This is a genomic window from Flagellimonas nanhaiensis, from assembly GCF_003382275.1.
Classification (GTDB): domain Bacteria; phylum Bacteroidota; class Bacteroidia; order Flavobacteriales; family Flavobacteriaceae; genus Flagellimonas; species Flagellimonas nanhaiensis.
In genome coordinates this window covers 1198252-1224042 of the sequence record NZ_QTJX01000001.1, presented here as the reverse complement: position 1 = coordinate 1224042, position 25791 = coordinate 1198252, and the positions used below count along the sequence as shown (strand labels likewise).

Annotated in this window: 24 protein-coding genes; 13 read left to right on the top strand and 11 right to left on the bottom strand. The window is 39.9% G+C overall.

Translation table 11 applies throughout. The features are described 5' to 3' along the window. Positions 1–12 precede the first annotated feature (12 nt). The 4 genes from hisF to DX873_RS05545 all read left to right on the top strand — a co-directional run bounded on the left by hisF (position 13) and on the right by DX873_RS05545 (position 4172). The gene (gene hisF, locus DX873_RS05560; protein WP_116183830.1) at positions 13–768 is read left to right on the top strand and encodes an imidazole glycerol phosphate synthase subunit HisF; all 756 of its coding nucleotides are present in this window, start codon (positions 13–15) and stop codon (positions 766–768) included. A 76-nt stretch (positions 769–844) separates the two neighbouring features. Beyond that, positions 845–1444: a bifunctional phosphoribosyl-AMP cyclohydrolase/phosphoribosyl-ATP diphosphatase HisIE gene (gene hisIE, locus DX873_RS05555; RefSeq protein ID WP_116183501.1), complete on the top strand. Its 600-nt coding sequence runs from the start codon at positions 845–847 to the stop codon at positions 1442–1444. A 74-nt stretch (positions 1445–1518) separates the two neighbouring features. Further along, the gene (locus DX873_RS05550; protein WP_116183500.1) at positions 1519–2691 is read left to right on the top strand and encodes a vWA domain-containing protein; all 1173 of its coding nucleotides are present in this window, start codon (positions 1519–1521) and stop codon (positions 2689–2691) included. An 11-nt stretch (positions 2692–2702) separates the two neighbouring features. After that, a complete protein-coding gene (locus DX873_RS05545) occupies positions 2703–4172 on the top strand; it encodes a MoxR family ATPase (RefSeq protein WP_116183499.1) in 1470 nt (489 codons plus the stop codon). Between the two features lie 9 nt (positions 4173–4181). On the opposite strand, the gene DX873_RS05540 is transcribed toward DX873_RS05545, so the two are convergent. Together DX873_RS05540 and DX873_RS05535 are read right to left on the bottom strand one after the other, a co-directional pair. Next, positions 4182–4664, bottom strand: a complete 483-nt coding sequence (locus DX873_RS05540; RefSeq protein WP_232520867.1) for a hypothetical protein — start codon at positions 4662–4664, stop codon at positions 4182–4184. Between the two features lie 133 nt (positions 4665–4797). Then, positions 4798–6018 carry a DUF418 domain-containing protein gene (locus DX873_RS05535; RefSeq protein ID WP_147296609.1) on the bottom strand — a complete coding sequence of 407 codons (1221 nt, stop codon included), beginning with the start codon at positions 6016–6018 and terminating at the stop codon, positions 4798–4800. A 138-nt stretch (positions 6019–6156) separates the two neighbouring features. On the opposite strand from DX873_RS05535, the gene DX873_RS05530 reads away from it, so the two are divergent. Both DX873_RS05530 and DX873_RS05525 read left to right on the top strand, forming a co-directional pair. Beyond that, on the top strand, positions 6157–7032 hold the full coding sequence (locus DX873_RS05530; RefSeq protein ID WP_116183497.1) for an alpha/beta hydrolase: 876 nt from the start codon (positions 6157–6159) through the stop codon (positions 7030–7032). Continuing rightward, a complete protein-coding gene (locus tag DX873_RS05525; RefSeq protein ID WP_116183496.1) occupies positions 7019–7816 on the top strand; it encodes an alpha/beta hydrolase in 798 nt (265 codons plus the stop codon). The genes DX873_RS05530 and DX873_RS05525 overlap by 14 nt, the downstream gene beginning before the upstream one ends. A 1-nt stretch (position 7817) precedes the next feature. Here DX873_RS05525 and cysM read toward each other — a convergent pair whose 3' ends face one another. After that, complete coding sequence (cysM, locus tag DX873_RS05520) at positions 7818–8702, bottom strand: cysteine synthase CysM (protein ID WP_116183495.1); 885 nt, start codon at positions 8700–8702, stop codon at positions 7818–7820. Continuing rightward, positions 8695–9489, bottom strand: a complete 795-nt coding sequence (gene epsC / locus DX873_RS05515) for a serine O-acetyltransferase EpsC (protein WP_116183494.1) — start codon at positions 9487–9489, stop codon at positions 8695–8697. Before epsC ends, cysM begins: the two co-directional genes overlap by 8 nt. Positions 9490–9584: 95 nt before the next feature. Here epsC and DX873_RS05510 point away from each other — a divergent pair, with 95 nt between their 5' ends. Next, positions 9585–10265, top strand: coding sequence for a DUF2461 domain-containing protein (locus tag DX873_RS05510; protein WP_116183493.1), 681 nt, complete (start codon positions 9585–9587; stop codon positions 10263–10265). On the opposite strand, the gene DX873_RS05505 is transcribed toward DX873_RS05510, so the two are convergent. The 3 genes from DX873_RS05505 to DX873_RS05495 form a co-directional block, all read right to left on the bottom strand. After that, on the bottom strand, positions 10257–10664 hold the full coding sequence (locus DX873_RS05505) for a glyoxalase (RefSeq protein ID WP_116183492.1): 408 nt from the start codon (positions 10662–10664) through the stop codon (positions 10257–10259). The two genes, DX873_RS05510 and DX873_RS05505, sit on opposite strands and share 9 nt — an antisense overlap. Positions 10665–10794: 130 nt before the next feature. Further along, on the bottom strand, positions 10795–13827 hold the full coding sequence (locus DX873_RS05500; RefSeq protein WP_232520866.1) for a WD40/YVTN/BNR-like repeat-containing protein: 3033 nt from the start codon (positions 13825–13827) through the stop codon (positions 10795–10797). Between the two features lie 24 nt (positions 13828–13851). Beyond that, a complete protein-coding gene (locus DX873_RS05495; protein WP_116183490.1) occupies positions 13852–14619 on the bottom strand; it encodes a LolA-like protein in 768 nt (255 codons plus the stop codon). Between the two features lie 145 nt (positions 14620–14764). Between DX873_RS05495 and DX873_RS05490 the strand changes: the two genes are divergently transcribed. Further along, on the top strand, positions 14765–15661 hold the full coding sequence (locus DX873_RS05490) for a DUF72 domain-containing protein (RefSeq protein WP_116183489.1): 897 nt from the start codon (positions 14765–14767) through the stop codon (positions 15659–15661). A gap of 174 nt (positions 15662–15835) precedes the next feature. Then, a complete protein-coding gene (locus tag DX873_RS05485) occupies positions 15836–16252 on the top strand; it encodes an acyl-CoA thioesterase (RefSeq protein WP_116183488.1) in 417 nt (138 codons plus the stop codon). Here DX873_RS05485 and DX873_RS05480 read toward each other — a convergent pair whose 3' ends face one another. Then, the gene (locus tag DX873_RS05480) at positions 16253–17533 is read right to left on the bottom strand and encodes a dipeptidase (protein ID WP_116183487.1); all 1281 of its coding nucleotides are present in this window, start codon (positions 17531–17533) and stop codon (positions 16253–16255) included. A 124-nt stretch (positions 17534–17657) separates the two neighbouring features. Between DX873_RS05480 and DX873_RS05475 the strand changes: the two genes are divergently transcribed. Beyond that, positions 17658–18440 carry a hypothetical protein gene (locus DX873_RS05475; RefSeq protein WP_116183486.1) on the top strand — a complete coding sequence of 261 codons (783 nt, stop codon included), beginning with the start codon at positions 17658–17660 and terminating at the stop codon, positions 18438–18440. A gap of 16 nt (positions 18441–18456) precedes the next feature. Then, positions 18457–18819: a hypothetical protein gene (locus DX873_RS05470; protein ID WP_116183485.1), complete on the top strand. Its 363-nt coding sequence runs from the start codon at positions 18457–18459 to the stop codon at positions 18817–18819. A gap of 426 nt (positions 18820–19245) precedes the next feature. On the opposite strand, the gene DX873_RS05465 is transcribed toward DX873_RS05470, so the two are convergent. Continuing rightward, the gene (locus tag DX873_RS05465; RefSeq protein ID WP_116183484.1) at positions 19246–20109 is read right to left on the bottom strand and encodes a sigma-70 family RNA polymerase sigma factor; all 864 of its coding nucleotides are present in this window, start codon (positions 20107–20109) and stop codon (positions 19246–19248) included. Positions 20110–20344: 235 nt separating this feature from the next. Here DX873_RS05465 and DX873_RS05460 point away from each other — a divergent pair, with 235 nt between their 5' ends. Then, the gene (locus tag DX873_RS05460; protein WP_116183483.1) at positions 20345–21856 is read left to right on the top strand and encodes a DEAD/DEAH box helicase; all 1512 of its coding nucleotides are present in this window, start codon (positions 20345–20347) and stop codon (positions 21854–21856) included. A 47-nt stretch (positions 21857–21903) separates the two neighbouring features. Beyond that, positions 21904–23142 carry a glycosyltransferase gene (locus DX873_RS05455; protein ID WP_116183482.1) on the top strand — a complete coding sequence of 413 codons (1239 nt, stop codon included), beginning with the start codon at positions 21904–21906 and terminating at the stop codon, positions 23140–23142. A gap of 612 nt (positions 23143–23754) precedes the next feature. Here the strand turns inward: DX873_RS05455 and DX873_RS05450 are convergent. Both DX873_RS05450 and DX873_RS05445 read right to left on the bottom strand, forming a co-directional pair. Next, complete coding sequence (locus DX873_RS05450; RefSeq protein WP_116183481.1) at positions 23755–24213, bottom strand: hypothetical protein; 459 nt, start codon at positions 24211–24213, stop codon at positions 23755–23757. A 5-nt stretch (positions 24214–24218) separates the two neighbouring features. Beyond that, positions 24219–25679: a tyrosinase family protein gene (locus DX873_RS05445; RefSeq protein ID WP_116183480.1), complete on the bottom strand. Its 1461-nt coding sequence runs from the start codon at positions 25677–25679 to the stop codon at positions 24219–24221. Positions 25680–25791 lie beyond the last annotated feature (112 nt).

Genomic DNA, 25791 nt, shown 5'->3' with positions numbered 1-25791 from the left:
GTGACAAAAATTATGCTTACAAAACGAATCATACCCTGTTTAGATATTAAGGACGGAAGGACCGTAAAGGGTGTAAACTTTGTAGATCTTCGTGATGCTGGTGATCCTGTAGAACTGGCTTCGGTTTATGCCAAAGAAGGAGCAGATGAGTTGGTCTTTTTGGATATTTCTGCTACTGAGGAAAAAAGAAAGACCTTGGCCGAATTGGTATATCATGTGGCCGAGAATATCAACATTCCATTTACAGTTGGCGGTGGAATCTCCTCTGTGGAAGATGTGGCCGTTTTATTAAAAAATGGAGCTGATAAAGTATCCATTAACTCATCCGCAGTAAAAAGACCTGAATTGATCAACGAGCTTGTTGCCAAATTCGGTTCCCAGTGTATTGTAGTGGCAATAGATGCCAAACAAGTTAACGGTCATTGGAAAGTACATTTGGTAGGTGGAAAGGTCCCAACTGAAATAGATTTGTTTGAATGGGCCCTGGAGGTAGAAAGGCGGGGTGCGGGTGAAATATTGTTCACTTCCATGAATCATGATGGTACCAAAAATGGCTTTGCCAATAGTGCTTTGGCCCAGTTGTCAGAGTTGGTCAATATTCCCATAATTGCCTCTGGAGGGGCCGGTAAGGTGAAGCATTTTACCGACACGTTCAAGGATGGAAAGGCGGATGCTGCTTTGGCGGCCAGCGTGTTTCACTTTAAGGAAATAGAAATAAATTATCTTAAAGAACAATTGAAAAAGGAAGGAATTCCGGTAAGATTATAAACAAATTTGTCATTTCGAGCGCAGTCGAGAAATCATGACCTTTCGACTCCGCTCAAGGTGACCCAAGATTTCAGACATGGAAGTAGATTTTTCAAAAAATGTAGATGGACTTGTTCCAGCAATCATTCAGGATGCGAAGACCAAAAACGTTTTAATGTTGGGCTATATGAATCAGGAGGCACTTGAGGCAACCCAACAGACCAAAAGAGTAACTTTTTTTAGTAGGACCAAGAACCGTCTATGGACGAAAGGAGAGGAAAGCGGCAACTTTTTGGAATTGGTTGGTATAAAAAATGATTGCGATAGTGATACACTGTTGATTTTTGTTAAACCTATCGGACCTACTTGTCATAAAGGGACCGATACTTGTTGGGGAGAAGCCAATAAACAAGAATATGGTTTTCTATCCCAATTGGAAGAAGTCATAACTTCAAGAAAAAATGATAAGGAGAACCAAAACAGCTACGTGGCTTCTCTGTTTAGAAAAGGCATCAATAAAATTGCCCAAAAAGTAGGAGAGGAGGCCGTGGAAACCGTGATAGAGGCAAAGGACAATGATGATGAGCTTTTTTTGAACGAAAGTGCCGATCTATTGTTTCATTATTTGATTTTGTTGCAGGCCAAGGGATTCAAATTAGAGGATATTGTACAAACACTTCAAAAAAGACATAAGTAGCGCAAGCTTAAACAAGAGCGTTAAGTTTATTTTAAATACCAAGCCTTTACAGGGAAATACCTTAATTTTATGTAATGGCTATGAACACAAGAAAAGGGTTTCGGTTTACTACCTACGAAGCTCCTGACCAAACTCCATTTGAAAAGCTCTTTGAGATTTTTCAAGAACTTATTACGCATACTTCCGGAGATGTGGAGGAAGCCTTGGATTGGCTTCGCGAGTTGGACAAGGAATATGAGCTTACCGACGAGGATTATACCATTGACGATTTTATTGAAGATTTAAAGGCAAAAGGCTTCATTCGAGAGGAATTTGATATGGACGATGGGGAGCTTGGCGAGGGCGAAGAAGGAGATGGCGATGAGGATGGCAGTGGTAACGGAACACTTTCCATGACAGTCAAACTGGAGAGGATGTTACGCCAACGGGCTCTAGATCAAATCTTCGGAAAAATAAAAAGAAGCGGTTCCGGGAACCACAGGACCGGAAAATCCGGTAGAGGAGATGAACATACCGGGGAATTCAGGGAGTATCGGTTTGGAGACGCTCTGGAGCATATTTCCATGACGGAAAGCCTCAAAAATGCTCAGATCAATCATGGTTTGGATGGATTTTCATTGAATGAAGATGATTTGGTGGTTGAAGATACCCAGCACAAGGCCCAAATGAGCACCGTGCTCATGATTGACATCAGCCATAGCATGATTCTATATGGCGAGGACCGAATTACGCCCGCAAAAAAAGTCGCTATGGCCTTGGCCGAACTGATCACCACCCGATACCCTAAGGACACGCTGGATATTTTGGTCTTTGGCAATGATGCCTGGCCCATTCCAATAAAAGATTTGCCCTACCTAAAGGTAGGACCCTACCATACCAATACGGTCGCAGGGTTGCAACTGGCTATGGACATGCTTCGGAGAAAACGGAATACCAACAAGCAGATTTTTATGATTACCGATGGTAAACCTTCCTGTTTAAGGCTTCCCAATGGAGAGTACTATAAAAACAGTGTGGGGTTGGATGATTATATTGTGGAGAAATGTTATGCTATGGCACAACAGGCTAGAAAACTACATATCCCCATTACCACTTTCATGATTGCGGAAGATCCATATCTGATGCAATTTGTGAGGGAATTTACCCAAGCCAACAAAGGAAAAGCGCTGTATACTGGTTTAAAGGGATTGGGCGAAATGATTTTTGAAGACTACGAGCAGAACAGAAAAAAACGAATCAAAGGATAGCATATATAGGCATGAAATTGAATCATAACAAAATAAAGACCCTTGGAGATTTAAAGGCAGCTGGATACCAGAGCAAAAGTATAAAGGATGAGTTACGCGAAAATCTATTGGGAAAGATTGCAAGCGGAGAAGAAACATTTCATGGGGTTTGGGGTTATGAAAACTCGGTCATCCCAGAGCTTGAAAGAGCCATATTATCCCGACATAACATTAATCTATTGGGATTGCGCGGACAGGCCAAAACTCGATTGGCAAGATTGATGGTGCAACTGTTGGATGAGTGGATGCCTATTATTGAAGGTTCTGAAGTCCATGACGACCCACTAAATCCCATCTCCAGGTTTGCTACAGAATTGATAAAGGAAAAGGGAGATAAAACCCCAATTAGTTGGATTCATAGAGATGAACGGTTTTATGAAAAACTGGCCACACCCGATGTAACCGTAGCAGACTTAATTGGTGATGTCGACCCTATAAAGGCGGCCAATTTAAAACTTTCCTATGCGGATGATCGTGTCATTCATTTTGGAATGATTCCTCGTGCTAATCGTTGCATTTTTGTAATCAATGAGCTTCCTGACCTTCAAGCAAGGATTCAAGTTGCACTTTTCAATATTCTTCAGGAAGGGGATATTCAAATCCGTGGGTTTAAATTGAGATTACCATTGGACCTTCAGTTTGTATTCACTGCCAATCCGGAAGATTACACCAATCGGGGGAGCATTGTAACCCCACTCAAGGATAGGATTGGCTCACAGATTCTCACCCACTATCCGGAAAGTATTGAAATTGCCAAGAGAATAACCCAACAAGAGGCCCAATTGGACCAAAGACAATCGGATTCTGTTTATGTGCCCGATGTTGCCATGGATTTGTTGGAGCAAATCAGTTTTGAAGCTCGAAACAGCGAATATGTGGATGCAAAAAGTGGAGTAAGTGCTCGGATGAGTATCACAGCCTTTGAAAATTTGCTCAGTACCGCAGAGAGAAGGGCCATGCTGGCAGGTGATACCAAAACTACATTACGTTTAAGTGATTTTATGGGAGTTATTCCCTCAATCACTGGGAAAATAGAGCTGGTATATGAGGGAGAGCAGGAGGGAGCCGGTTTTGTGGCACAAACACTTGTTGAAGATGCTATCAAATCTATGTTTCCTAACTATTTTCCTAAGATTGACAAATTACAGCGCAAAGATGCTGAAACGGCCTACGATGATTTGATCAGTTGGTTTTTCAACGGTGAAGGATTTGAACTTCTCGATGAAGATACCGATGCGGAATACAAATCAAAATTGGATTCAATTCGCCCGCTAAAAGATTTATTGGACCAGCATCAACCAGAACTTACCGAGGAAGATTCCTATTTCTTGAAAGAATTGCTTCTTTGGGGATTGGTAGCCCATAAAAAACTAAGCAAACAGCGCTTTGTACAGGGATTTCAATTCAAAGACCTCTATGGTAGTTATATCAGTGGGCTATAACCGTAATGATTATTGCCAAATATTCAGGTTGTCGTTATAATTTTCAAAATTATAAACCCCTACATATCGCTTTCTTTGCCAAAATGAAAATAAGGTAAGCAAGGCCAGTAAGCAATAAAGCACAATGGTTAAAGTGGCGACAGGTATAAATGAGGCTGGGATAACATGTTCCTCATATTCTGAAAATGAGCTGATTACCAGAAAACTATCGTAAATTTTGTAAAGATAGACCACTACCACGGCGTACATAGCATATTCTAGATTTCTCATTTTTGGGTCGGGCGGTTCGTGCTCTGTAATCTTGAACCAAACCACATAGAGATACACAAAATGAATAATACTTAGTAGCGGAAAAATGTAGTTATCTGGCTTAAAGAAATAGAATTTATTGGTGTAGATTCCATAGAAGTTCAATACCACCAATGCCAAAAGGGTTATCAGGATAATGATGCCATTTGTTTTCCAGGGAAGTATTTTGGAAAGTAGGTTCATACGTTACTGTTTGATTTGGGATGTACTCATATTACAGCAAATAAAGTAACTTTTTCTTACACAATATTTAACTATTCGATAAAACAGCAACTATGTTGGATAAGCAGAAAATTGAATTCCTGCTGGTTCGTATTTACCTCTTTCTCATAGGGAAAGTCTTGAAGAAGGTTGCACTGCGCCACAACCATTCTAGGGGGCCATATTGGAATTTTTTTAACCACCACTTGCTCAATACCATTTGTACAATGACCACAAGGATTGCAAGTCCAAAGGTGTAGATATTCCTTAGTTCTCCGATAAGACCCAATCCCCAGCCAAATAAGAGGAATGTCCCAACAATACTTTGAAAAACGTAGTTGGTGAGGGCCATTCTGCCATATGGGGCAAATTTGGAAAGCCACTTCTGGGGTTTCATTCTTTTATAAAGAATTACAAATACACTTAGTAAGATGAAGGTCATGGCCACATTGTTAAGGTCAAAAGCCGTAAGTCCTAGCATAGCTTGCCAATTATCAAATGAAACATTTTCTCCCATGCTTCCAAAAATAACGGCCATAAGTGCTCCGGAAACCAGAAAGACTACCAATGACCAAATCCAAGTCCGTTTCACCAACTTTTTGCTCTCTTTATATTTTTTGAAGAATCCTGTTCTACCAACATACAGCCCAAGAAGAAAGAAACCAAAAGTTAGATAGCCCCTACCAAAAACACCATACTGAAAATCCAATTTGTTTAGATGGCTATAGTAACCGTTAGTAGAGAGTACATCGGTGAAAGAACCCTCTTTTAGAACAGTATAATATTTCAGAACATTTGGATCGTTGCCCATCGGGTTCAAATTGCCAAACATGTTGTCGCCTTGGGTAAAATAGAATACAATGTACCTTCCCAAACCAAGAAATAGTAGCGCTGCACAACCCAATACCCATTTACTTTCTATTTTATAAAAAGGTATGAGGAGCACTCCCAACATAGCATAAATGGTGAGAATATCTCCGGCATAGAACAAACTGTGTACATAACCTATTGCAAATAGCAATATCAATCTCCATAGAAAACGGCCTCCAAAATATTCGTTTTTCTGGGCAGCATTATCCATCTGAATGAAAAAACTTAGGCCAAAAAGAAATGAAAAGAGTGCAAAAAACTTACCTCGAAGCAAAAAGCCAATAAACCCATCCACAATATAATCGGGAATACCTTGATGGACGGCATTATTGAAAACTTCTGGAGTAGGGGCTCCAATGTAGTTTTCAACCATATGTACAATAACTATACCTGCAAGGGAAAAACCCCTTAATGCATCAATAATCTCAATTCTACTTTTGGATTCGGATGTGGTTACGGTGGTCATGACGTTTTTTGATTGATGATTATAGTCATAAGACAACAAGTTGCAGAATCTGTTACAATATCGATCCAAATATTTGATTTATAAGATCATAACCATGGGTATTTGGAATTTTTGTATTTTGGGTGAAATGACCAATGTATGCAATACTGGCTCTTCATTTTAGTGGTTGTGCTGGGGGTTTACCTACTAATCAGCGTTTTGCTTTATTTCCTTCAGGATTATTTTCTGTTCAAACCAGAAAAACTCCCTAAGGATTTTGAATTTTTTTATAACAATCAGGAAATAGAAGAACATAATTTTGAAACCCGTGATGGAGCTACGATCAATGGGCTTCGGTTTAAGTCCCAAAACCCCAAAGGGGTGGTTTTTTATCTAAAGGGTAACTCCAAAAGCATAAAAGGTTGGGGGAAGTTTGCGGTTGATTTTACCAGACATGGTTATGATGTGATCATGGTAGATTATAGAGGTTTTGGAAAAAGCACAGGAAGAAGATCTCAAAAAGCTATTAAGCGAGACATGCAGGTGGTCTACAACAAAATAAGGGAAAAGGTTTCCGAAAAGTACATTATTCTGTATGGGCGTTCCATGGGGTCTGGCTTTGCGGCCAAACTTGCGTCCATGAACAATCCCAGGATGCTTATTTTAGATGCTCCCTATTATAGTTTGAGCAAAGTTGCAAAGAAATACATCCCTTTCATGCCTTTGTCATTACTCATTAAATTTCCCATGCCCACATACAAATGGTTAAAGTATGTCAATTGCCCCATACATATCATTCATGGCACGGATGATCGGCTGATTCCTTATAAAACCAGTGTGAAACTTTCCAAGATAAAACCTGAACTCACCAAACTTTATACGGTAATAGGAGGGGGGCATAAGAATCTGAACAATTTTGAATCGTACCATAAAATGCTGGAGGAAATTGTTACAAGTAGACCTAAAAAAGTAAATTTAGAAGGTTCAAGTATCAATGTGAAACATTCCTCAAAACGTGCCAATGCAAAAGCTTAAACGTTTGGTCCTTTATGGCCTAATTCTTTTAGCCCTTATCACTACTATGCTCTATTTATTACAGGAACGACTAATTTTTTTGCCCACAAAACTACCCCAAGATTATGCTTATACTTTCAACGTTGAGTTTGAAGAACTGTTCCTTGAAACTTCTGATGGGGCACGGTTAAATGCGCTTCACTTTTATGCAGATAACCCTAAAGGGTTAATCTTATATTTTCATGGCAATGCTGGAGATCTTTCACGATGGGGTGAAATTGTGTCCCGTTTTACGGACTTCAATTATGATGTTCTGGTGATGGACTATCGCACCTATGGCAAAAGCACAGGGAAAATCAGTGAAAAAGTACTTTATGATGACGCAAAATTGTTCTATGAGCATGCACTTAAAAACTATGACGAAAGTGAATTAATTATTTATGGCCGCTCCCTAGGTACAGGAATCGCAACAAATTTGGCTTCGACCTCAAGTCCAAAAATGTTGGTATTGGAAACCCCGTTCTATAGTTTGATGGATGTGGCCAGCGAACGTTTTCCGTATTTGCCCACAAAGCATTTTTTAAAGTATAAAATTCCTTCATTTGAGCATGTTCAGGATGTTGAAGTGCCAATTTATATTTTCCATGGTACGGAAGACGAGGTGGTCTCCTATGAATCTGGAAGAAAATTATTTGAAGCCATTCCCCATAGTAATAAAAGAATGTTCACCATTGAAAATGGGGCCCACAACAATCTCAGTGAGTTTGATGAATATTGGGATAAGCTGAAGATTGTCCTAGATTGATCTAGTCGAACAAATCGGAGGACAAATAACGATCTCCTCGGTCACAAACAATGGAAACAATGATACCGCTATCAAGGGATTCGGCCAATTTTAATGCCATTGCTGCCGCACCGCCGCTACTTACACCGGCAAAAATACCTTCCTCCTTGGCCAATCGTCTTGCCATAATCTCAGCCTCTTGTTGACTCACTTCCATAACGGTATCCACTTTTTTTGGATTAAAAATTTTGGGCAAATAGGCTTCTGGCCATTTTCGGATTCCCGGTATTCTTGAATTGTCCGTGGGCTGTACCCCAACAATTTGGACATCGAAATTTTGTTCCTTCAAAAAAGTAGAGGTTCCCATAATAGTTCCCGTGGTTCCCATACTGGAAACAAAATGGGTGATTTTGCCTTGAGTGTCTTGCCAAATTTCTGGTCCGGTAGTTTTGTAGTGGGCCTTCCAGTTGTCGTCATTGGCAAATTGGTTGATCATCTGATAACCTTCATTCTTCACCTTTGCTTCGGCGTAGTCCCGGGCGCCCTCAATTCCAACATCGGAAGAAGTCAATGTGACTTTGGCACCATAAGCCCTCATAGTCAGTACCCGTTCCTTGGTGGAGTTTTCGGGCATAACCAATTCTATATCCAATCCATAAATACCAGCAATCATTGCTAAAGCAATGCCGGTGTTACCGCTGGTGGCTTCAATTAACTTGGATTGCTTGGAAATATCTCCTCGCTCCAGACCACTTTTGATCATATTCAGGGCCGGTCTGTCCTTAACACTACCTCCAGGGTTTTGACCTTCAAGCTTAAAGAGGAGTTGTACGTTTGGATTTTTGTTCAATATTTTGGACTCCACCAAAGGAGTATTGCCTATTAGGTCTAGAATGGTTTTAGACATTGGTTGGAGCAGTTTTTATTTTTATCTCGGGTTTGTGGAACACAGTAGAATTTGGAGGGACGGATGCAGTAATCCAGGCATTACCACCAATTACCGAGTTCTCACCAATTACGGTTTCCCCTCCCAAAATAGTGGCATTGGCATAGATGGTGACATTGGACATGATCGTAGGATGCCGTTTGGTCTTCTCAAGATTTTTGGCCACATAAAGGGCTCCCAAGGTAACTCCTTGGTAGATCTTGACATTGTCATGGATAACTGCGGTTTCTCCTATGACCACACCTGTAGCATGATCTATAAAAAAGGATTTACCTATTTGCGCTCCTGGGTTGATGTCCACTCCGGTTTGTCTATGTGCATATTCCGTCATCAATCTTGGAACCAATGGAAAGCCTTGAACATGCAGTTCATGGGCCAACCTGAATATTGCAATGGCATAAAACCCTGGATAGGCCATATAAATTTCCTGAATAGATAAAGAAGCGGGGTCACAACTTAGAATAGCTTCGGCATCCAAGTTCAATTTTTCAAGGATTTCGGGCAATTTGGCCAAATAGTTTTCCCAAACTTTGGTACAGGGACTCTCCAGTTCCCAACAGGCCATATTGACCAGCTTGTTGAATTTTTCCTCCAGAACATCCACGTTTTTGGCAACTGGAGTATTTACATCAAACAATGTATAGAAAAGAAGATTTGTAAAACTTTCAGTTTCTTCTTTTAATCTATAGTCTAAATAGGGTTGTTTTTTGTGCCTTTGCAGCTCTTCGATTATTTGTTGCTTGTCCATATTGAGAAATAATAGTCTAAAATTAGCCAAATCCTTACCACACGGTCATATAAATAGCTAACTTTAGCTTAAAAATAACACATCAACTTAGAGCCGTGAGCAATTCAACAATTTCCAAAAGTGCCATAGATTTTCTGAAAGAACTGGCAAAAAACAATAACAAGGATTGGTTTCAAGAGAACAAGACCACCTTCAAGAGTCACGAAGCTGACCTTAAATCTTTTTTTGAAGAGGTCAAGGAGCATTTAAACCAACATGATGAAATTGAAAAAATGAAAATGTTCAGGATTTATAGGGATGTTCGGTTTTCCAAAGACAAAACTCCTTACAAGACCCATTTGGCTGCTTCTTTTTCAAGGTTGGGAGCCCATTTAAGGGGAGGGTACTACGTCCACATTAAACCGGGAGAATCTTTTTTGGCAACTGGATTTTGGGAACCCAACAAAGAAGACCTGTTCAGAATACGTAAGGAACTTGAAATGGATGCCTCTGATTTTCGCAAGGTCATCAACGAACCATCATTTAAAAAGATATGGGGTGATATAGAAGGAGATGGAGTGAAAACAGCGCCGAAAGGTTTTGACAAGGATCACCCAGATATTGACTTGATCAAAATGAAGCAGTTTATTTTTGTTAGAAAATTTTCCGACAAAGAAGTGCTTTCCAAGTCTTTCATTTCAGAAGTAGACCAATCATTCAAGGCCATTAGGCCCTATTTTGATCTAATGAGTGATATATTGACTACAAATCTTAACGGAGAGTCCATTTTAGACTAGTACACCGTTCTCCAAAAGTTGTACTTGATCTTTTAATCTCTCAATGACCATGTTCATCATACGTTTGTTGAGTGCCGAACTGTTTAAAATATAAGTTCTGTATTCTTCAACGATGAACTGACCAATGACCATACCCTTAAGGGAGTTTCGAAATTTGATGTCCTTCTGAATAGCGCGCTCAATATATTCAAGACGTTTTATCAGGGGAAGCTCAAAAAAAACACCTTTATGTTTGTTTGCGTAATTCTTGAAAGCCTCAAGTAACAAAAGGTTTTGCAACTTGATAATAGGTCGTAAGGTTTCATTTTGAAAACGCTCACCCTCACTCATATCATCATGTACTATTGCTTGTTTGAGTTCTGGCCGGATGTCCAGAAGACTCTTGGACCGTGCATCCATGGTTGTAAGTTTTAATAAAATTACTTAATACAATTTTTGGGTGCTGACCTTTACAGATTACTTTTCAACTGCGTTATAAACAAAGAACCACCCTGAAATAGGGTGGTTCTTTTGCTGATTTCAAAGAGATTTAATCTTTCAAAAAGTCCTCAAAGCTTTTTAGCTCTACGGTCTGTTTTTTCAAGTATTTGTTCTTGATTTTTGTGAAATCTTCCCTTGCCTGCGAAAATCTTTCTGAAATAACCATAAGGTTTTGAAGGTCATCAGGAGTAGGAGCATCGTAGCTAGCAGCTACCTTGCTGTACAGATTTGCCATTTTTTCCCTGAGTTGTGGCTCCGCACTGCCCACATAGTTGTCCCCAGTGGTAATGACCAAGGTTTCTTTTAGCTCATTAAGCTTGGCCAATGTTTTCTTATCTCTATTTTCTTCGGCACTTGCAAGCAGTTGGTCAACCTCATACACAAGAAAAGCAAGGTCTTGGGTCATGTCATAGAGCTTCATGGTGGTCCCGTTCTTATCATCTCTGTCTTTTACACTTAGTTTAGACTTTGAATCATAGACCAGCTCAAAATTGTGCTCGAAGGTTTGCTTACCTTTGGTCATTACCGCCGTATAAGTGCCTGCTGGTACTTGTGGGGCAGTAAACCCTCCAAAGCTAAAGGTTTTCCCTGTTGCAATTTTAGGTTGCTTTAGTTTGTAGTTCCATTCAACAATATTGACTCCCTTGGATTTTCCTGGCGGAATTGTAGCAACCACCTTTCCTTGGTCGTTTTTAATTTCCATACCCATTTTTCCAAAAGTATGACGCTTTTTCAGGAAGTAGGTAAGGCGTACATTGTTTGATCTACTTGAGCCTTTAAATTCTGTCTCTGTTCCAAAATTTCCAGAAAATGTACTGGTTTCGTCAATTACCGTAGGCTGCGTATCAAAGAAATGTAGGGTGGTGTTCAATACTTCTTCGTTAATTTCTCGAAGTGGTGAAATATCATCTAAGATGATTACGCCCCTTCCATGTGTTCCCATGACCAAATCGTTGGTTCCTTTATGCAGGTCAATAAAATGCACAGCAACCGAAGGCATATTGTTGGTGAACTTTTTCCAATTCTTGCCTCCATCCATGGTTATATACAGCCCAAATTCTGTCCCAAGGAACAATAGGTCTGGGTTAACATAGTCCTCTTGAATGTTTCTTGCAAAACCATACACATCATCAGTGATGATATTGGTCCATGTTTTGCCATAGTCAGTGGTTTTGTAGGCATATGGAGTTTTATCGTTTTGGGTATGCCCATCAAATACAGCGTAGGCCGTGCCACTATCAAAAGTACTGGCCTCAATATGGTAGCACCAGGTATTTTGAGGTAAACCTTGGATATTGGCAATGGTATTTGTCCAGGTCTTTCCTCCATCTTGGGTTACTTGAACGTTACCATCATCAGTTCCAACCCAAATCACGTTTTCATTCAACGGTGACTCGGCGATAGTAAAAATAGTGGTGTGGTTCTCTGCACCAGAGTTGTCTGTGGAAAGTCCTCCCGAATCTTCCTGGTTTTGTTTAGCAGGATCATTGGTTGTCAGGTCAGGAGAGATTATCTCCCAAGTTTCTCCCATATCCTCGGATTTGTGCAGGAACTGACTACCCATATAGAATCTGTCCGGCTGATTTTTACTTACGGCCATGGGAGCATTCCAATTGAATCTGAGTTTCTGCTTTTCCTCAGTTGGAAGGGGTTGAATTGTTTTTACCAGGTTCTTTTCGGTATCAATACGCCACACATTTTGTGCTCCCTGCATTTCCGAATACACAATACTTTTGGTAGGATGTTTTAGTACCCTAAAACCATCTCCGAACCCTAAAGAGTTCCAATCCCGAGCTTCAACACCGCCAGGGGAGGAGGAAGGTCCCCACCAAGAACCGTTGTCCTGCAATCCGCCATATACATTATAAGGTTCTGCATCATCAATACTGATATGATAGAACTGACTTAGAGGCATATTTTGTACAATTTCCATGGTATTGCCGCCATCCCAGCTTCGGTAGACACCTCCATCTGTACCAACGTACATGATGTCGGAGTCTTTAATGCTGAAAACAATATCATGAATATCGGCATGCATGTTGCCCAGGTTTTTGAAAGTCTTACCGCCGTCTCTTGAAATTGAACCAAAAAGACCTCCTTTTACCACAACATCCTCATCGCGAGGGTCAACAACAATCCTAGAGAAATAGAATGGACGAACCGTAATTCCGAAATCGTTATTCAGTTGCTTCCAAGATTCTCCGGCATCATCACTTCGATAAAGCCCTTTGCGCTCATCTTTTTCAGCTTCAATCACAGTATATAAAACATTGGAATTGGATGGAGCAATGGCAATGGCCAAACGTCCTAATTTGCCTTCTGGAAAACCATTATGGATTTTGTTCCAGGTTTTACCTCCATCTGTTGTTTTATAAAGTGCACTGTTTTCTCCTCCTGAATCAAAAGACCACCCAGTGCGTCTGAACTCCCACATAGATGCGTACATCACATTTGGATTCTTCGGGTCCATAGCCAGGTCGGCACATCCTGTTTTAGCGTTGATGTACAGTAGTTTTTCCCAGGTTTCCCCACCATCAGTGGTTTTGAATACACCACGCTCTTCACTGTCCCCCCAAAGAGCTCCAAGAACTCCAACATAGATTTCTTTGGAATTTTCCGGGTTTACAATGATATTGGCAATGCGCTCTGAATTTTCAAATCCGATTTTGGCCCAATTGGCACCTCCATCTACAGATTTATAAAGTCCATCCCCAACAGATACACTATTTCTGGTCCAAGTTTCACCTGTTCCAACATAAATAGTATTGTCTGGGTCATTGGGGTCTAGGGCAACCGACCCAATGGACTGGCAATAGTCGTCAAAAATGGGATTGAACGAAACCCCAGCATCACTGGATTTCCATACCCCTCCACCAGCTGAACCGGCATAAATAATACGGCTGTTGGTTGGGTGCACCGCCATGTCGTTGATTCTACCACTCATCAAGGCCGGTCCTATGTGACGCGCCTTTAGGTCTCCGAACAATTGTTTGCCCTTAATGCTTGCCAAAGTCTGCTGAGCATTAACGAACAGTCCCGCTAGCATTAAAAATGCTAGGGAAACAATATACTTTCCTTTCATTTTAGATTGATTGTTGTGATATGGTTACTCTTTTTCCTCTGCAATATCTTCTGGGAATGCAAATTCCGAAGCTTCCACAGTTGGATTGAGCTCAATGTTCTCCAGGGTCATCGTAAACATAAGATTACCATCTACATATTGCGTGGTTGAATACGGAAAATATAGACCATCAACTTCTTGATAATCGCTCATCACGGTTTTGGACATTTTGCCTTTGGCAGGACCTGTTCTAACCATTGCCTCCACAGCAATCGGTACAAAGTCTTCTGTGTCAAAATAGTAGAAAGAAACATCTTCCTCCTCGACCCCGTCAACGGTTATTGGCTCTTTTACCAATTTGACCTTAAATGTATCCGCACCTTCCATAGTTTCGGTGCCAAGTAGCTCAACGGTGTAGCCTTTGTCCTTGTAGTCCATGAAAGAATCTGGAAAATCATTGGTGTTCAATTTAAAGTTGGCTGTTTGTTCAGCGTCACTTTTCTCGGCTTTCATGGTCATGAAATTTGTGTTCCAGAGAATTTCGCCATCATAAACCCCCTGCTTGATTTCTTTTCCTTGAAATGTGAAAGAAAACATCTGTCGGCCGTCCTTGAGTTGAACCATCGAGATTGGAAATTCAAAACCCTGTTGACTACCGGTACCGTCAAATTTGAGTCCTTCCAATTGTTTGAAGTTGTCAGCGCCTCCTATGTTCTCAAAATAGTTGCTAAGGATTTCATCAACGCTTTGGGCTTGAGTAGGAGCAGCAAGTGCCAATGTTAATGCAAGAAATACAGTTTTGATTGTTTTCATTTAATAGGTTTTTATTTGAATTACATTGTTAGTAAGCTCAATATGGAAAATGTTACAATTTAAGGAATTAATGTAGTAATCGATAGTTGCTTTGCCAGTTTCCCTCTTACTTATAATCCGTAACTTTATAGGATAAAGCTTGTATATGAAATTTGGTAAGGTAGACCACCCAGAACTGATAGATTTCACGTTTCCAGAAGACCACCCGGATACCGAAGTGGTATTGGCAAGGTATAAAGATATTGGAGAAAGCAAAATATTTGTGGGCTGTGCCAAATGGAACAGACAGGATCTGAAGAATTTTTATCCAAGAGGAACCAAAGATGAACTGGCCTATTATTCCGCTCAGTTTAATAGTATTGAGCTCAATGCTACATTCTATAGAATTTTTCCTGGGGAACAATATGAGAAATGGTATGACAAAACTCCGGAAAACTTCAAGTTTTTTCCTAAAATGACCAATGAAGTAAGCCATTTGCGAAGACTTAACGATAAGGTGTATGATATTGTAGATCGCTATCTTGAGGTCACTTCACTTCTAAAAGAAAAGTTGGGGACCATTTTTGTGCAGTTGCACAACAACTTTGGGCCGAAGAATTGGGACAGGGTAGAGCAGTTCATTAAGTATTGGCCAAAAGAATTCCCTCTGGCCATAGAGTTTAGGCATACGGATTGGTTCAACGATGACAAAGTTTCCCAAGAGCTATATCATCTATTGGAGGAGAATAACATCGCAAATATTCTTGTGGACACAGCGGGTAGGAGAGATCTTATGCATATGAGACTTACCAACAATGAAGCTTTTATTAGATATGTTGGAGCAAATCATGAATCTGACTATTCCCGCATGAACGATTGGATAGACCGGCTTGAAACCTGGAAGGCAAAGGGATTGAAAAACGTCCATTATTTTGTTCATCAAAATATAGAATTGGAATCCCCTTTGTTATCAGCCTATTTTATAGAAAGACTCAACAAAAGATTGGATTGCGGGCTTACCATTCCACAAACCTTGATTCAACCCCAAAGCAAATTATTCTAATAGGATTTCGGTTTGTAATTCCTTAATCTAGGTGGAAATAATTATTTAGTTGTCACCTGCGAGTGTCGAATTATTCTAAAATGATAATTCGGTTATCATTCCAAGGTAGTTTCTATTGCAAATCTTGGTTATGGGCTAACTTTGCAGCATAATCATTGACTAAAATTTCCTGCAATGCGTTTTCATACCAGAAAATGGGTAAAACCCGAAGATTTAAATGCCAACGGTACCTTGTTTGGAGGTAAAGTACTGGCTTGGATTGACGAAGAGGCCGCACTTTACAGTATTATTCAATTGGAGAACAAAAAAGTTGTCACAAAATACATGTCCGAAATCAATTTCATGAGCACCGCCGCTGAAGGCGATATTATTGAAATTGGCATTGATGTCATCAAATTTGGGGTCACTTCAATTTCCTTGAACTGTGAGGTAAGAAATAAGATGACCCATGAGAGTATTGTTACCGTTGACAACATCATCATGGTAAACCTGGACGATAAGGGAAACCCCAAACCGCATGGTAAGACCAAAATAGAATACGTTAAGGACCGATTGGCCCAAAAGGAAAAAGAAGAGGAGGGCAGGCCTTAGTTAAAGGCCTGCCGCTATACTCTGAACTTCGTCCAAAACTCTAAGGAGGTTTTCACCCCATAGTTTGGAGATTTCTTCTTCTGTGTAACCACGTTTTACCAATTCCAAAGTAACGTTGAAGGTTTCTGAGGCATCAGACCAGCCCTCGATACCGCCACCACCGTCAAAATCGGAACTGATACCAACATGATCAATACCTATGAGCTTCACCATATAATCGATATGGTCTACAAAATCAGATACATTAACTGCAGGAGGAGCACTTGAATCTTTACTGGCAAGCTCCCTCGCCAACTTGGTGACTTTAGGATAAACTTTTATAAATGCTTCTCGTTGTTCCTTGCTCAGAGAGGAGAACTGAGAACGTTCGTACCAATCCACTCCCAAGGAATCTGCAACACTTTTATATATTTCTTTCATATGGGCTGCACGAGCTTCATGCTTTTCGGTATGCAAATAAGAACTGAATGCTACGGTCTGAACCACACCACCATTTTCTTTCAATGCCAAGAGTTGCTCATCATCCAAGTTCCTGCTGTGATTGCATAGTGCCCTGGCGGAGGAATGGGAGGCTATTATTGGGGCTTTTGAAAGTGCTATCATTTGCATCATAGATTCTTTGGAAGGGTGGGAGATATCAATCATCATTCCTAATCTATTCATCTCATTTACAGCTTTTTTACCCAGGTCACTTAAACCATTATGAAGCCAAATGCTATCTTTTTCACCGGTATTGGAATCGCAGAATTGGCTATGTCCATTATGGGACAATGAAATATACCTTGCTCCGCGGGCATGGTAATCTTCAAAATTGGCAAGATCTTCTCCAATTGGGTAGGCATTTTCAACACCGATCATGGCAACTTTTTTGCCAGATTCCGTGATTCTTCGAACATCATCTGAAGTAAGGGCAAGTTCAATTTGGTCAGGAGCATAGGTATCACAAAGTCTATGGATAGCTTCAAACTTTGCCATGGCATTTTCAGAAGCCTTTTGGTATCCTTCAGTGGTCAACGAATCTTGACCTGTGTAGACTATGAGCCAGGCTACATCCAGTCCACCTGCGTCCATCTTGGGTAGATTAATCTGTGTATCAAGGTTTTGTGTGTAATTGATACTATCAGTAAAGTTTTTCACATTGATGTCATCATGGGTGTCAATTGTGATGACTTTGTCATGTATTCTTTGCGCTTTTTCTTCAAGGGTCTCGGTTTTATCTTGTTTTTTTTCAGCGCAGGAAAATAAAAAAATAAGGGAGCAGAAAGTGTAGAGGTATTTCATGTTAAAAATTTTATACCTACAAATAAAGCAATTTGACAACAAAAAGCATGGGGTAGAGAACATTAAATTGTAATGTCTGTGTTTAATATACATTTTTAGTGTACTAATCATAAACAAAACTAGTTTGGGGGTAAGGGAATTATTGAGGTACCTGGAAAAATTGGAAATTGGATTGAGCAGTTTTTCATATGAAGAGCTGGGTATCGTAGAAGCCGGAGAGCTTAAAAAATCGTTCGAAGTTTTCAAAAACGGCCTAGAGGATAAGGTTTTTGGCATTTCTGAAGTGAGACAACTAGATCAAATATGTCAGGAAATGGGAATTGAACCTTCTTCTTCCAACAAACTTTTGGAGAGGCCCCAAAAGCAGCTAAAACCATCTGAAAAGTTATTCTCCCTGATTCAATCCTTTGAAAACACCAAGCTCACCAAAGAACAAAAAGAGTTGGTTGCCCAACTAAAATCAGTTGCTGGGGATTTAGAAAAATCCCAAGACATGGCCAATCCAGATGAAGTTGCTCGCATGGAAATAAAAGTACTGGAGACCAGAATATCATCCCAAAAAGTAAATCTTAAGCCTGTGCTGGAAGAGTGCATGGGGCAAATGGAGCTTCTGGAGGAATTCATTAGGATATACAAGCAAAACATTCTTGAATTCATTGGAAGTCTAAAATTGAATCAGGAAATGCAGAACCTTAAGGGAATCCAAGTGGCATGTCAAAAAGTAATGCCCAGTTTGCGGATGATGAATACCGTTGAACTGTTGGACATTGTTAAACAAATGGACACTACCTGCAAGTCTGACAAGGATTATAAATATTTGAAATTCCTATACGACCATTTCTTAATGGAATATCCCAAAGTGGAATCATTGCTTGATTATGAGATCAAAGCCCTGAAAAATATGTAGGGACAAACTAAACATCATGGAAGATAATACCTTACCGGCATATCACCAGAGTATCTTTCATCAGTTGTTTGAACACGCCTCTGATATAGATTGTAAACTTTTGCTCCTGGACCAGATTTTGGAATTCGGGGACGTAAAGGACCTTGCGCTTCTGGAAAAGTTGAAATCATCGGAAAATCCAAAGATTAAGGATAAAGCCCTTAAAACCTATGAAGGTTTGCTTCATAAACTCCGGGTTGCCCCTAAAGATGAACAAAAACGTTTTTCTATGGACCTATGTTTTATCTACGATGAATTCAATGTACGCCCTGCTCGAATAGACAAAGATTTAGATCTCAATTTTGAGCTGAACTTGGACATTTTTGAAACGGATGACTAGAAAATATAAAAGCCATTCTTTTATCTGGAACGTTTCACAACTCAAAATCACATTTTCACCACAAATTATTGTATAAGCATAATCTTTCAAATAGGTTTACGTTAGTAAGTAAGACCCCAAAATAAACCATAGAATACCATGTTGTACGATACCTACGGAGAAGAATATTTGGCATTTCTACAAGAATTGAACGAAATCCTAAGCGTGAACGAATTGGCTGAATTGGATTACCTATAGCAAACACCGAAAAAAGTTACCCCATGAAAAATACCAACAACGAAAACACGGCGTATTTGAACTTTATTCAGGATTTGAATAACATACTCGTGGAATCTGAGATCAACCAACTGAATTGTCCTTGACGACTTGAGTTAAGTGAATATCATAAAAAAGGGAACGTAGCTACGTTCCCTTTTTTATTTGTCTTTATCCAAGATAGGATTTTAAGATTTTACTTTTAGAGGTATGCCTTAGTTTACGTATTGCTTTCTCTCGTATTTGACGTACTCTTTCCCGTGTAAGGTCAAAAGTGCTTCCAATTTCTTCCAAGGTCATAGATTGTTGGTCACCGATACCGTAGTATAGTCTGATCACATCTGCTTCCCTTGGAGATAATGTGTCCAGAGCACGATTGATCTCCGTATTCAGGGATTGGTGCATTAGACCCCTGTCGGGTTTTGGCGAATTTTCCACATTAAGAACATCATACAAACTTGAAGTTTCGCCTTCTTTCAAGGGAGCATCCATGGAAACATGTCTTCCTGTATTGGATAGCGACTGTTTCACTTCAGAAATGGTCATATCCAGTTCCTTGGCAATTTCCTCTGCGGATGGAGGCCTTTCATGGGCCTGTTCCAAATAGGAGAACGTTTTCTTGATTTTGTTGATAGAACCTATTTTGTTCAATGGGAGTCGTACCACTCTGGATTGCTCGGCAAGTGCTTGAAGGATGGACTGGCGAATCCACCAAACGGCGTAGGAGATAAATTTAAATCCCCTGGTCTCATCAAACCTTTGTGCTGCCTTGACCAGACCAAGATTACCTTCGTTGATTAAATCGGGCAGTTTTAACCCTTGGTTTTGGTACTGTTTTGCAACGGAAACTACAAAACGTAGATTGGCATTGGTCAGTTTTTCAAGGGCAGCTTGGTCACCAGCCTTTATCCTTTGTGCCAATTCCACTTCTTCTTGGGCAGTGATCAAATCAATCTTACTAATGTCCTGAAGGTATTTGTCTAGGGATTTGGACTCACGGTTAGTGACTTGCTTGATGATTTTTAATTGCCTCATGGATATAATTATGGTTACTGGTGAATATAGCTTACATAATAGTGCATAAAATATTATTTTCCAAGCGACATTTGTTATTGTTATCAAAATGTTATCAGTAGATTGGAAATTATTTGTTGTTGTAACGAGTGTTGATAGAATCTTAATAGAATTCAAATAAAACCCCGTTACTTGAATCCAAAAAACTCCTAATTTTGTAAGGTTTGTTAATTGATAACCCTATAACCCAATTTCTTTGGAGGTAAAAAGAGCGGAAAGCAAAAAAACACTTTACGATTACCAACAAGAGGATCTTGAAAAAATTTTCAAGCACCTCAATGAACTTCCACAGGGGACCAACATTTTGTACCAATTGCCCACCGGAGGGGGAAAGACCGTGGTTTTCTCCGAAATAACCCGAAGGTATACCCAAAATACGGGCAAAAAGGTCATGGTGCTCACCCACAGAATAGAATTGAGTAAACAAACCTCCAAGATGCTCCACGGTTTTGGGGTTTCCAATAAAATTATCAATAGCGAGGTCAAGGAACTGTACGACCAGGAGGAATACATGTGCTTTGTGGCCATGGTGGAAACCTTGAACAATAGACTGCAGGAAGAAAAGGTGGTCATCAATAATATTGGTCTGGTAATTATAGATGAGGCCCATTACAACTCCTTTAGAAAACTGTTCAAGTATTTTAAGAACTCTACCATTTTAGGGGTTACGGCCACACCTTTAAGTTCCAACATCAAGCTTCCTATGAAGGACCACTACAAGCATTTAATCATTGGGGAGTCTATAAAATCCTTGATAGAAAAAAGGTTTTTGGCCAAGGCCAACCTTTATAAATACGATGTAAGTCTTAAGACTTTAAAACTTGGAATACATGGTGACTATACCGTAAAATCTTCGGATGAATTCTATGGTAACCACAGTATGTTGGGTAAACTTGTATCTGCTTATGAGGAGATTGCCAAGGGAACCAAGACCCTGATTTTCAACAACGGAATCAGTACCTCGTTGTATGTGTATGAAACTTTCAAAAAGGCAGGGTACAACATTCGTCACTTAGACAACAAGAATTCGGCCTCCGAAAGACGGGAAATATTGGATTGGTTTGCCACTACGCCCAATGCAATCCTGACTTCGGTAAGTATACTAACCACCGGTTTTGATGAACCTACGGTTCAATCCATTATTTTGAACAGGGCCACTAGGTCCTTGACCTTATATTTTCAAATGATAGGGAGAGGGTCCAGAATTTTGCCCAACAAGGATGAGTTCAGTGTAATAGACATGGGTAACAATATTGCACGATTTGGGCCATGGGATGCTGCAGTGGATTGGCAGGAGATTTTCCATTTTCCTGATTTTTATTTGGAGAACATTAAAAATGACGAGGAGATTGAGCGAGACTTCGTTTATGAAATGCCGGAAGAGCTTAGAGCAAAATTTGGCAAGTCTGAAGATATTACATTCGATGTAAAAGAGGAGTACAAGAAAATATTTGCACAAGGAAGAAAGTCCAAGGAAGTTTTGGAAAAAAGTATCGAACAGCATGCTCAAATCTGTGTGGAAAACAGTGAAGATGTTTTTGATGCAAGACTTTTGGCCAAGGAACTCAAGGATGAAATCTCCTATAGGGTAAAACAGTATTCTTATTGCATCATGAACAACACCAAAAACTATAAAGAGTGGTTGGAAGAAGATTATGAGCGTAAATTAAGGTCCAGCATCTCTAAAAAGTTTGCAGCTTTGATGTAGTAATTCTGATTTTTATATCTGCTTCCTGACACCTGAACTTAGTTGAAATGAACCCAATCCTATTGATTATCGGGCATGTGTGGCCAGAACCCAGTACCACAGCTGCGGGAAACAGAATGGAACAATTGATCCATGCTTTCCTTGATTTTGGTTTTGAGGTGGTATTTGGATCAACGGCAGCAAAGTCCAAATATAGTTTAGACCTAGTGGGAATAGGAGTGAGGGAGGTTGAGTTTAAATTGAACCATCCTAGCTTTGATGACTTCGTAAAAGAACTTAAGCCCAATTATGTGGTTTTTGACAGGTTTATGACAGAAGAGCAATTCGGATGGCGGGTTTCTGAGCAAGCACCAGATGCAGTTAAAATTCTAAATACAGAAGATCTACATTCGCTCAGGAAATCAAGGGAGGAATGCCATCGGAAAGATGAGAAATTCTCCCTAGATCATTGGAAAGATCATTCCATGACCTTGCGGGAGGTGGCCAGTATTTATCGTTCAGACCTTACCCTGATGATTTCATCTTTTGAGACACAAATCCTAGTTGATGAAATAGGTATTCCAAAGAATTTGTTGTTGCATCTACCTTTTATGTTGGAGCGTCTATCTAAAGAGGAAATCTCCAGTTGGCCAAAATTTGAAGAACGAAAGGATTTTATCTGTATTGGAAATGGAAAACACCAACCAAACATTGAAGCCATCAAAACTTTGAAGAATACCATATGGCCTATTATCCGAAGAAGCTTGCCAAAAGCTAAGCTGCATGTTTACGGGGCTTATTTGCCTCAGCAAATCATTCAGATGCATAAACCACAGGAAGGTTTTGAAATCAAAGGTTGGGCAGAGGATTTGGGCCAAGTTCTAAAAAATGGCAGATTGCTTTTGGCTCCATTGTCTTTTGGTGCCGGAATCAAAGGTAAACTGGTAGATGCTATGCAAAATGGAACCCCAAGTGTTACGACATCTTTGGGAGCTGAAGGTATGCATGATGATTTACCTTGGGGAGGATGCATTACGAATGAATGGGCAACTTTTGCACAAAGTGCCCTAGAACTTTATCAAAATAAGGACGAATGGGAGCAAAGCCAAGCCAATGGAATTGCCATAGTACAAACCCATTACCAAAGGCAATCACTTCAAAAAACGCTCTTGAACCGTTTAAAGGAATTGCAGGAACAGTTGCCCAAACATCGAACTCAAAACTTAGTTGGACGTTTATTGAGCCAACAAGAGCGGACTGCAACTAAATATATGGGGAAATGGATTCAGGAAAAGAACAAGCATTAACCCTTTAGGGTTATATCCGAGCTTTTGCAATTCAAAGATTGGGATGCACAATGCCCTTAAAAAAATCGAGATAACGGTATTGGCATTGACATCCCTATTGGTCACCAAACCTCCAATATCCAAGGCATCGGGTAATGTATGGCCTCCATTTATAATATCGTAGAATACAAAAGGGGCACCTTCGTCACAATTCACAAATTCGTATTTGGTAACGGTTGAATTGTCGTTCGAATCAGTATCGGGTAAATCTGTAACTATCGGATTTAAACCGCAGTTGGATTGTTGCGCAAAAAAAACTATTGACCCTTGGGTCGATTCAAAGGACACAGTTTTCGAACTACGGTAACGTCGTTTGATCCATGAATCATAAAAACAGGGACTTTATAAGATTGATCACAGCTTGTTTTCTGGGGCAGCTCACATCCTAGCATGACAAAAAACCTCCATTTGAAAAACCCGTGGCATACACCCGTTTTAAATCAATCGTGTAATTTTTATCCATATAATCAATAAGGTTATTTACGAAAGCCACATCTTTGGTGCCCGTACCAAATTGGGTGTCCCATTGGGTCGCCACACCTCCAAACTAGATTATTGCGAACAATTGTGGTCTTAAAGAAAGCTGACCTTTTTTAGTGTTATGTTGACTGAATCTGATTGTTTTGTGGTTTCTGGTACTACCAGTTTAAGAAGAACCATTCCGCCTGGGTTTAGTTTACCTTGTGTAGCGATCAAAAAGTTTCCAATATTATCTGATGGATAAAGCGCAAAAGAACCCAATATATTTTCTGTGCCGTTTTCAAGATGGAATACCTCAACAGCAATTGAATGCAGCTTTGGGTTGGTAACGTCCACAACTTGGATTTTTATGAATTCACTTCCCTTACCATCTTTGTCCGAACCAATCTTTTGCCGGTAGCTAAGATGCCCCAAGTTTAAATTAATGGTTTCCTCCTCTTGTGTTTCCACAATATCAACAATTTCCTGATTGGTTTTATCCGGATTAGAGCAAGATTCAACAGAATTATAAAAAAATGAAAAAATTGCAATTGCCATAATCTTGGTGACCATGCGAACTATTGTTTTGTTTCTATCTCAATTGGTGTTACTATAATTTCTAATTCATTGAGGATTAGTTTACTCAAATCCTCACTCAAAGTCCGTCCACTTATAGCCACCGGAACCAGTTGCACGGATATGGAATCATTGTCGGTCAACAACTGGTTTTGTCTCAATTTCCTAAGGGTCGGAGTAATGTTTACCAAAAAATTCGGTTGATGTCTTTTATGACCTGAACCATGAAACTCGTTACTTGTTTTATTCGTGCCAAAAAAAGCAAAACTTCCCGCAAAATGAACATCTTCAATGGATGAAGCTAGGTTTGCATCTGGCATGTTTATATAAACCCTTACAAAAAAGTCGTTTGTTGGCGGCAAGTCCTCATATTTGACGCTGACAAAAATGTTCTCTTCAAAATTCGGTTTATTCAAGATACGGGAAAAATTACTGCCAGAAATATTTTTAACACTGGAAAAAGGAGTTAACAAACTAATCGAATCTCTATCTGATAGTCGCATTCTTTGTTTGATATCCATTTTGACATTGGTTCCTTCCCGAACTCTTTTTTCAATTTTTTTGAACTCTCTATTACTGGCAATGCTAAAAGTTTCATTAGAATCTCCAATAGCACTTGTTTCATATTGATAACTGAGTAATGGTAATACCGTGGTAAGGGCTGCCGACATAGTGACAGGGTTTCCCTCACCGTCCACAAAGTGGTCCCATTCGGTCCCTCCCCATGCGGTATCGTTGGGATTGTCATTTTCCATTTCAATGTTCCATTTTGCCCAGCAATAATCAACCATACAATGGTGGTTCCAAAAAATTGGGTCCAACGGTGAGCCTCCGGTTACCATAGTTTGCCCCACTACACTATGAACTGTGTTGTGGGGAGTGCCTTCTATTTGAGAGCTGAACGTAAAAAAGTTGGTGTCATCAAAAATAGTATTAAGTGCATCATCTGAAACCGCCCAAACGTTGGAAAGGTCGTTCGTGTTTCTTGATTCAAAAAGAGCACTACTTGTATCTTGATATGCACTGTGGATGCCAGGATTTTGGTTCCAATTCCAATAGGGGAGACCAAAATCTGGATTACCTGTTAACTCTTGACAGATTTTCTCGAAAAAATATAAATATGCTCTATGCCATGAGAAGAAATGATCAGTCCCGTGCTGACATTGATTAAATCCTCCTGCGATGGTTCCATGAATTGTTGCTTGGTTAATCCAGCTTCTGGAATCAGTTGAAGGTAGTCCCTTCATCAGTTGAACCGCTTCCCTATAGGTTTCAATGTCAGCATCCACTTCTGGAGACCCTGTTCTTAATCGACGCCTAATAGGTCTATTACGTATCTTTTCCGCACATCCCTCACATCCTCCCAAGGTTAATCCTGAAACAACACCAAGACTTACCAACCCCAAACCCTTAATAAATACCCTTCTATCAAGGGAATTAATTTCGTTATTAAAATCGCCCATACCTTTTAGTTTTTTGTATACATCTTTAAGTTATTGAATTCCCTAAGTTTTGTAAGAAAAATTGTATGAATTGAACTTTTTTATGTGTAAATGGTTGTTATTTAGAGTTTTA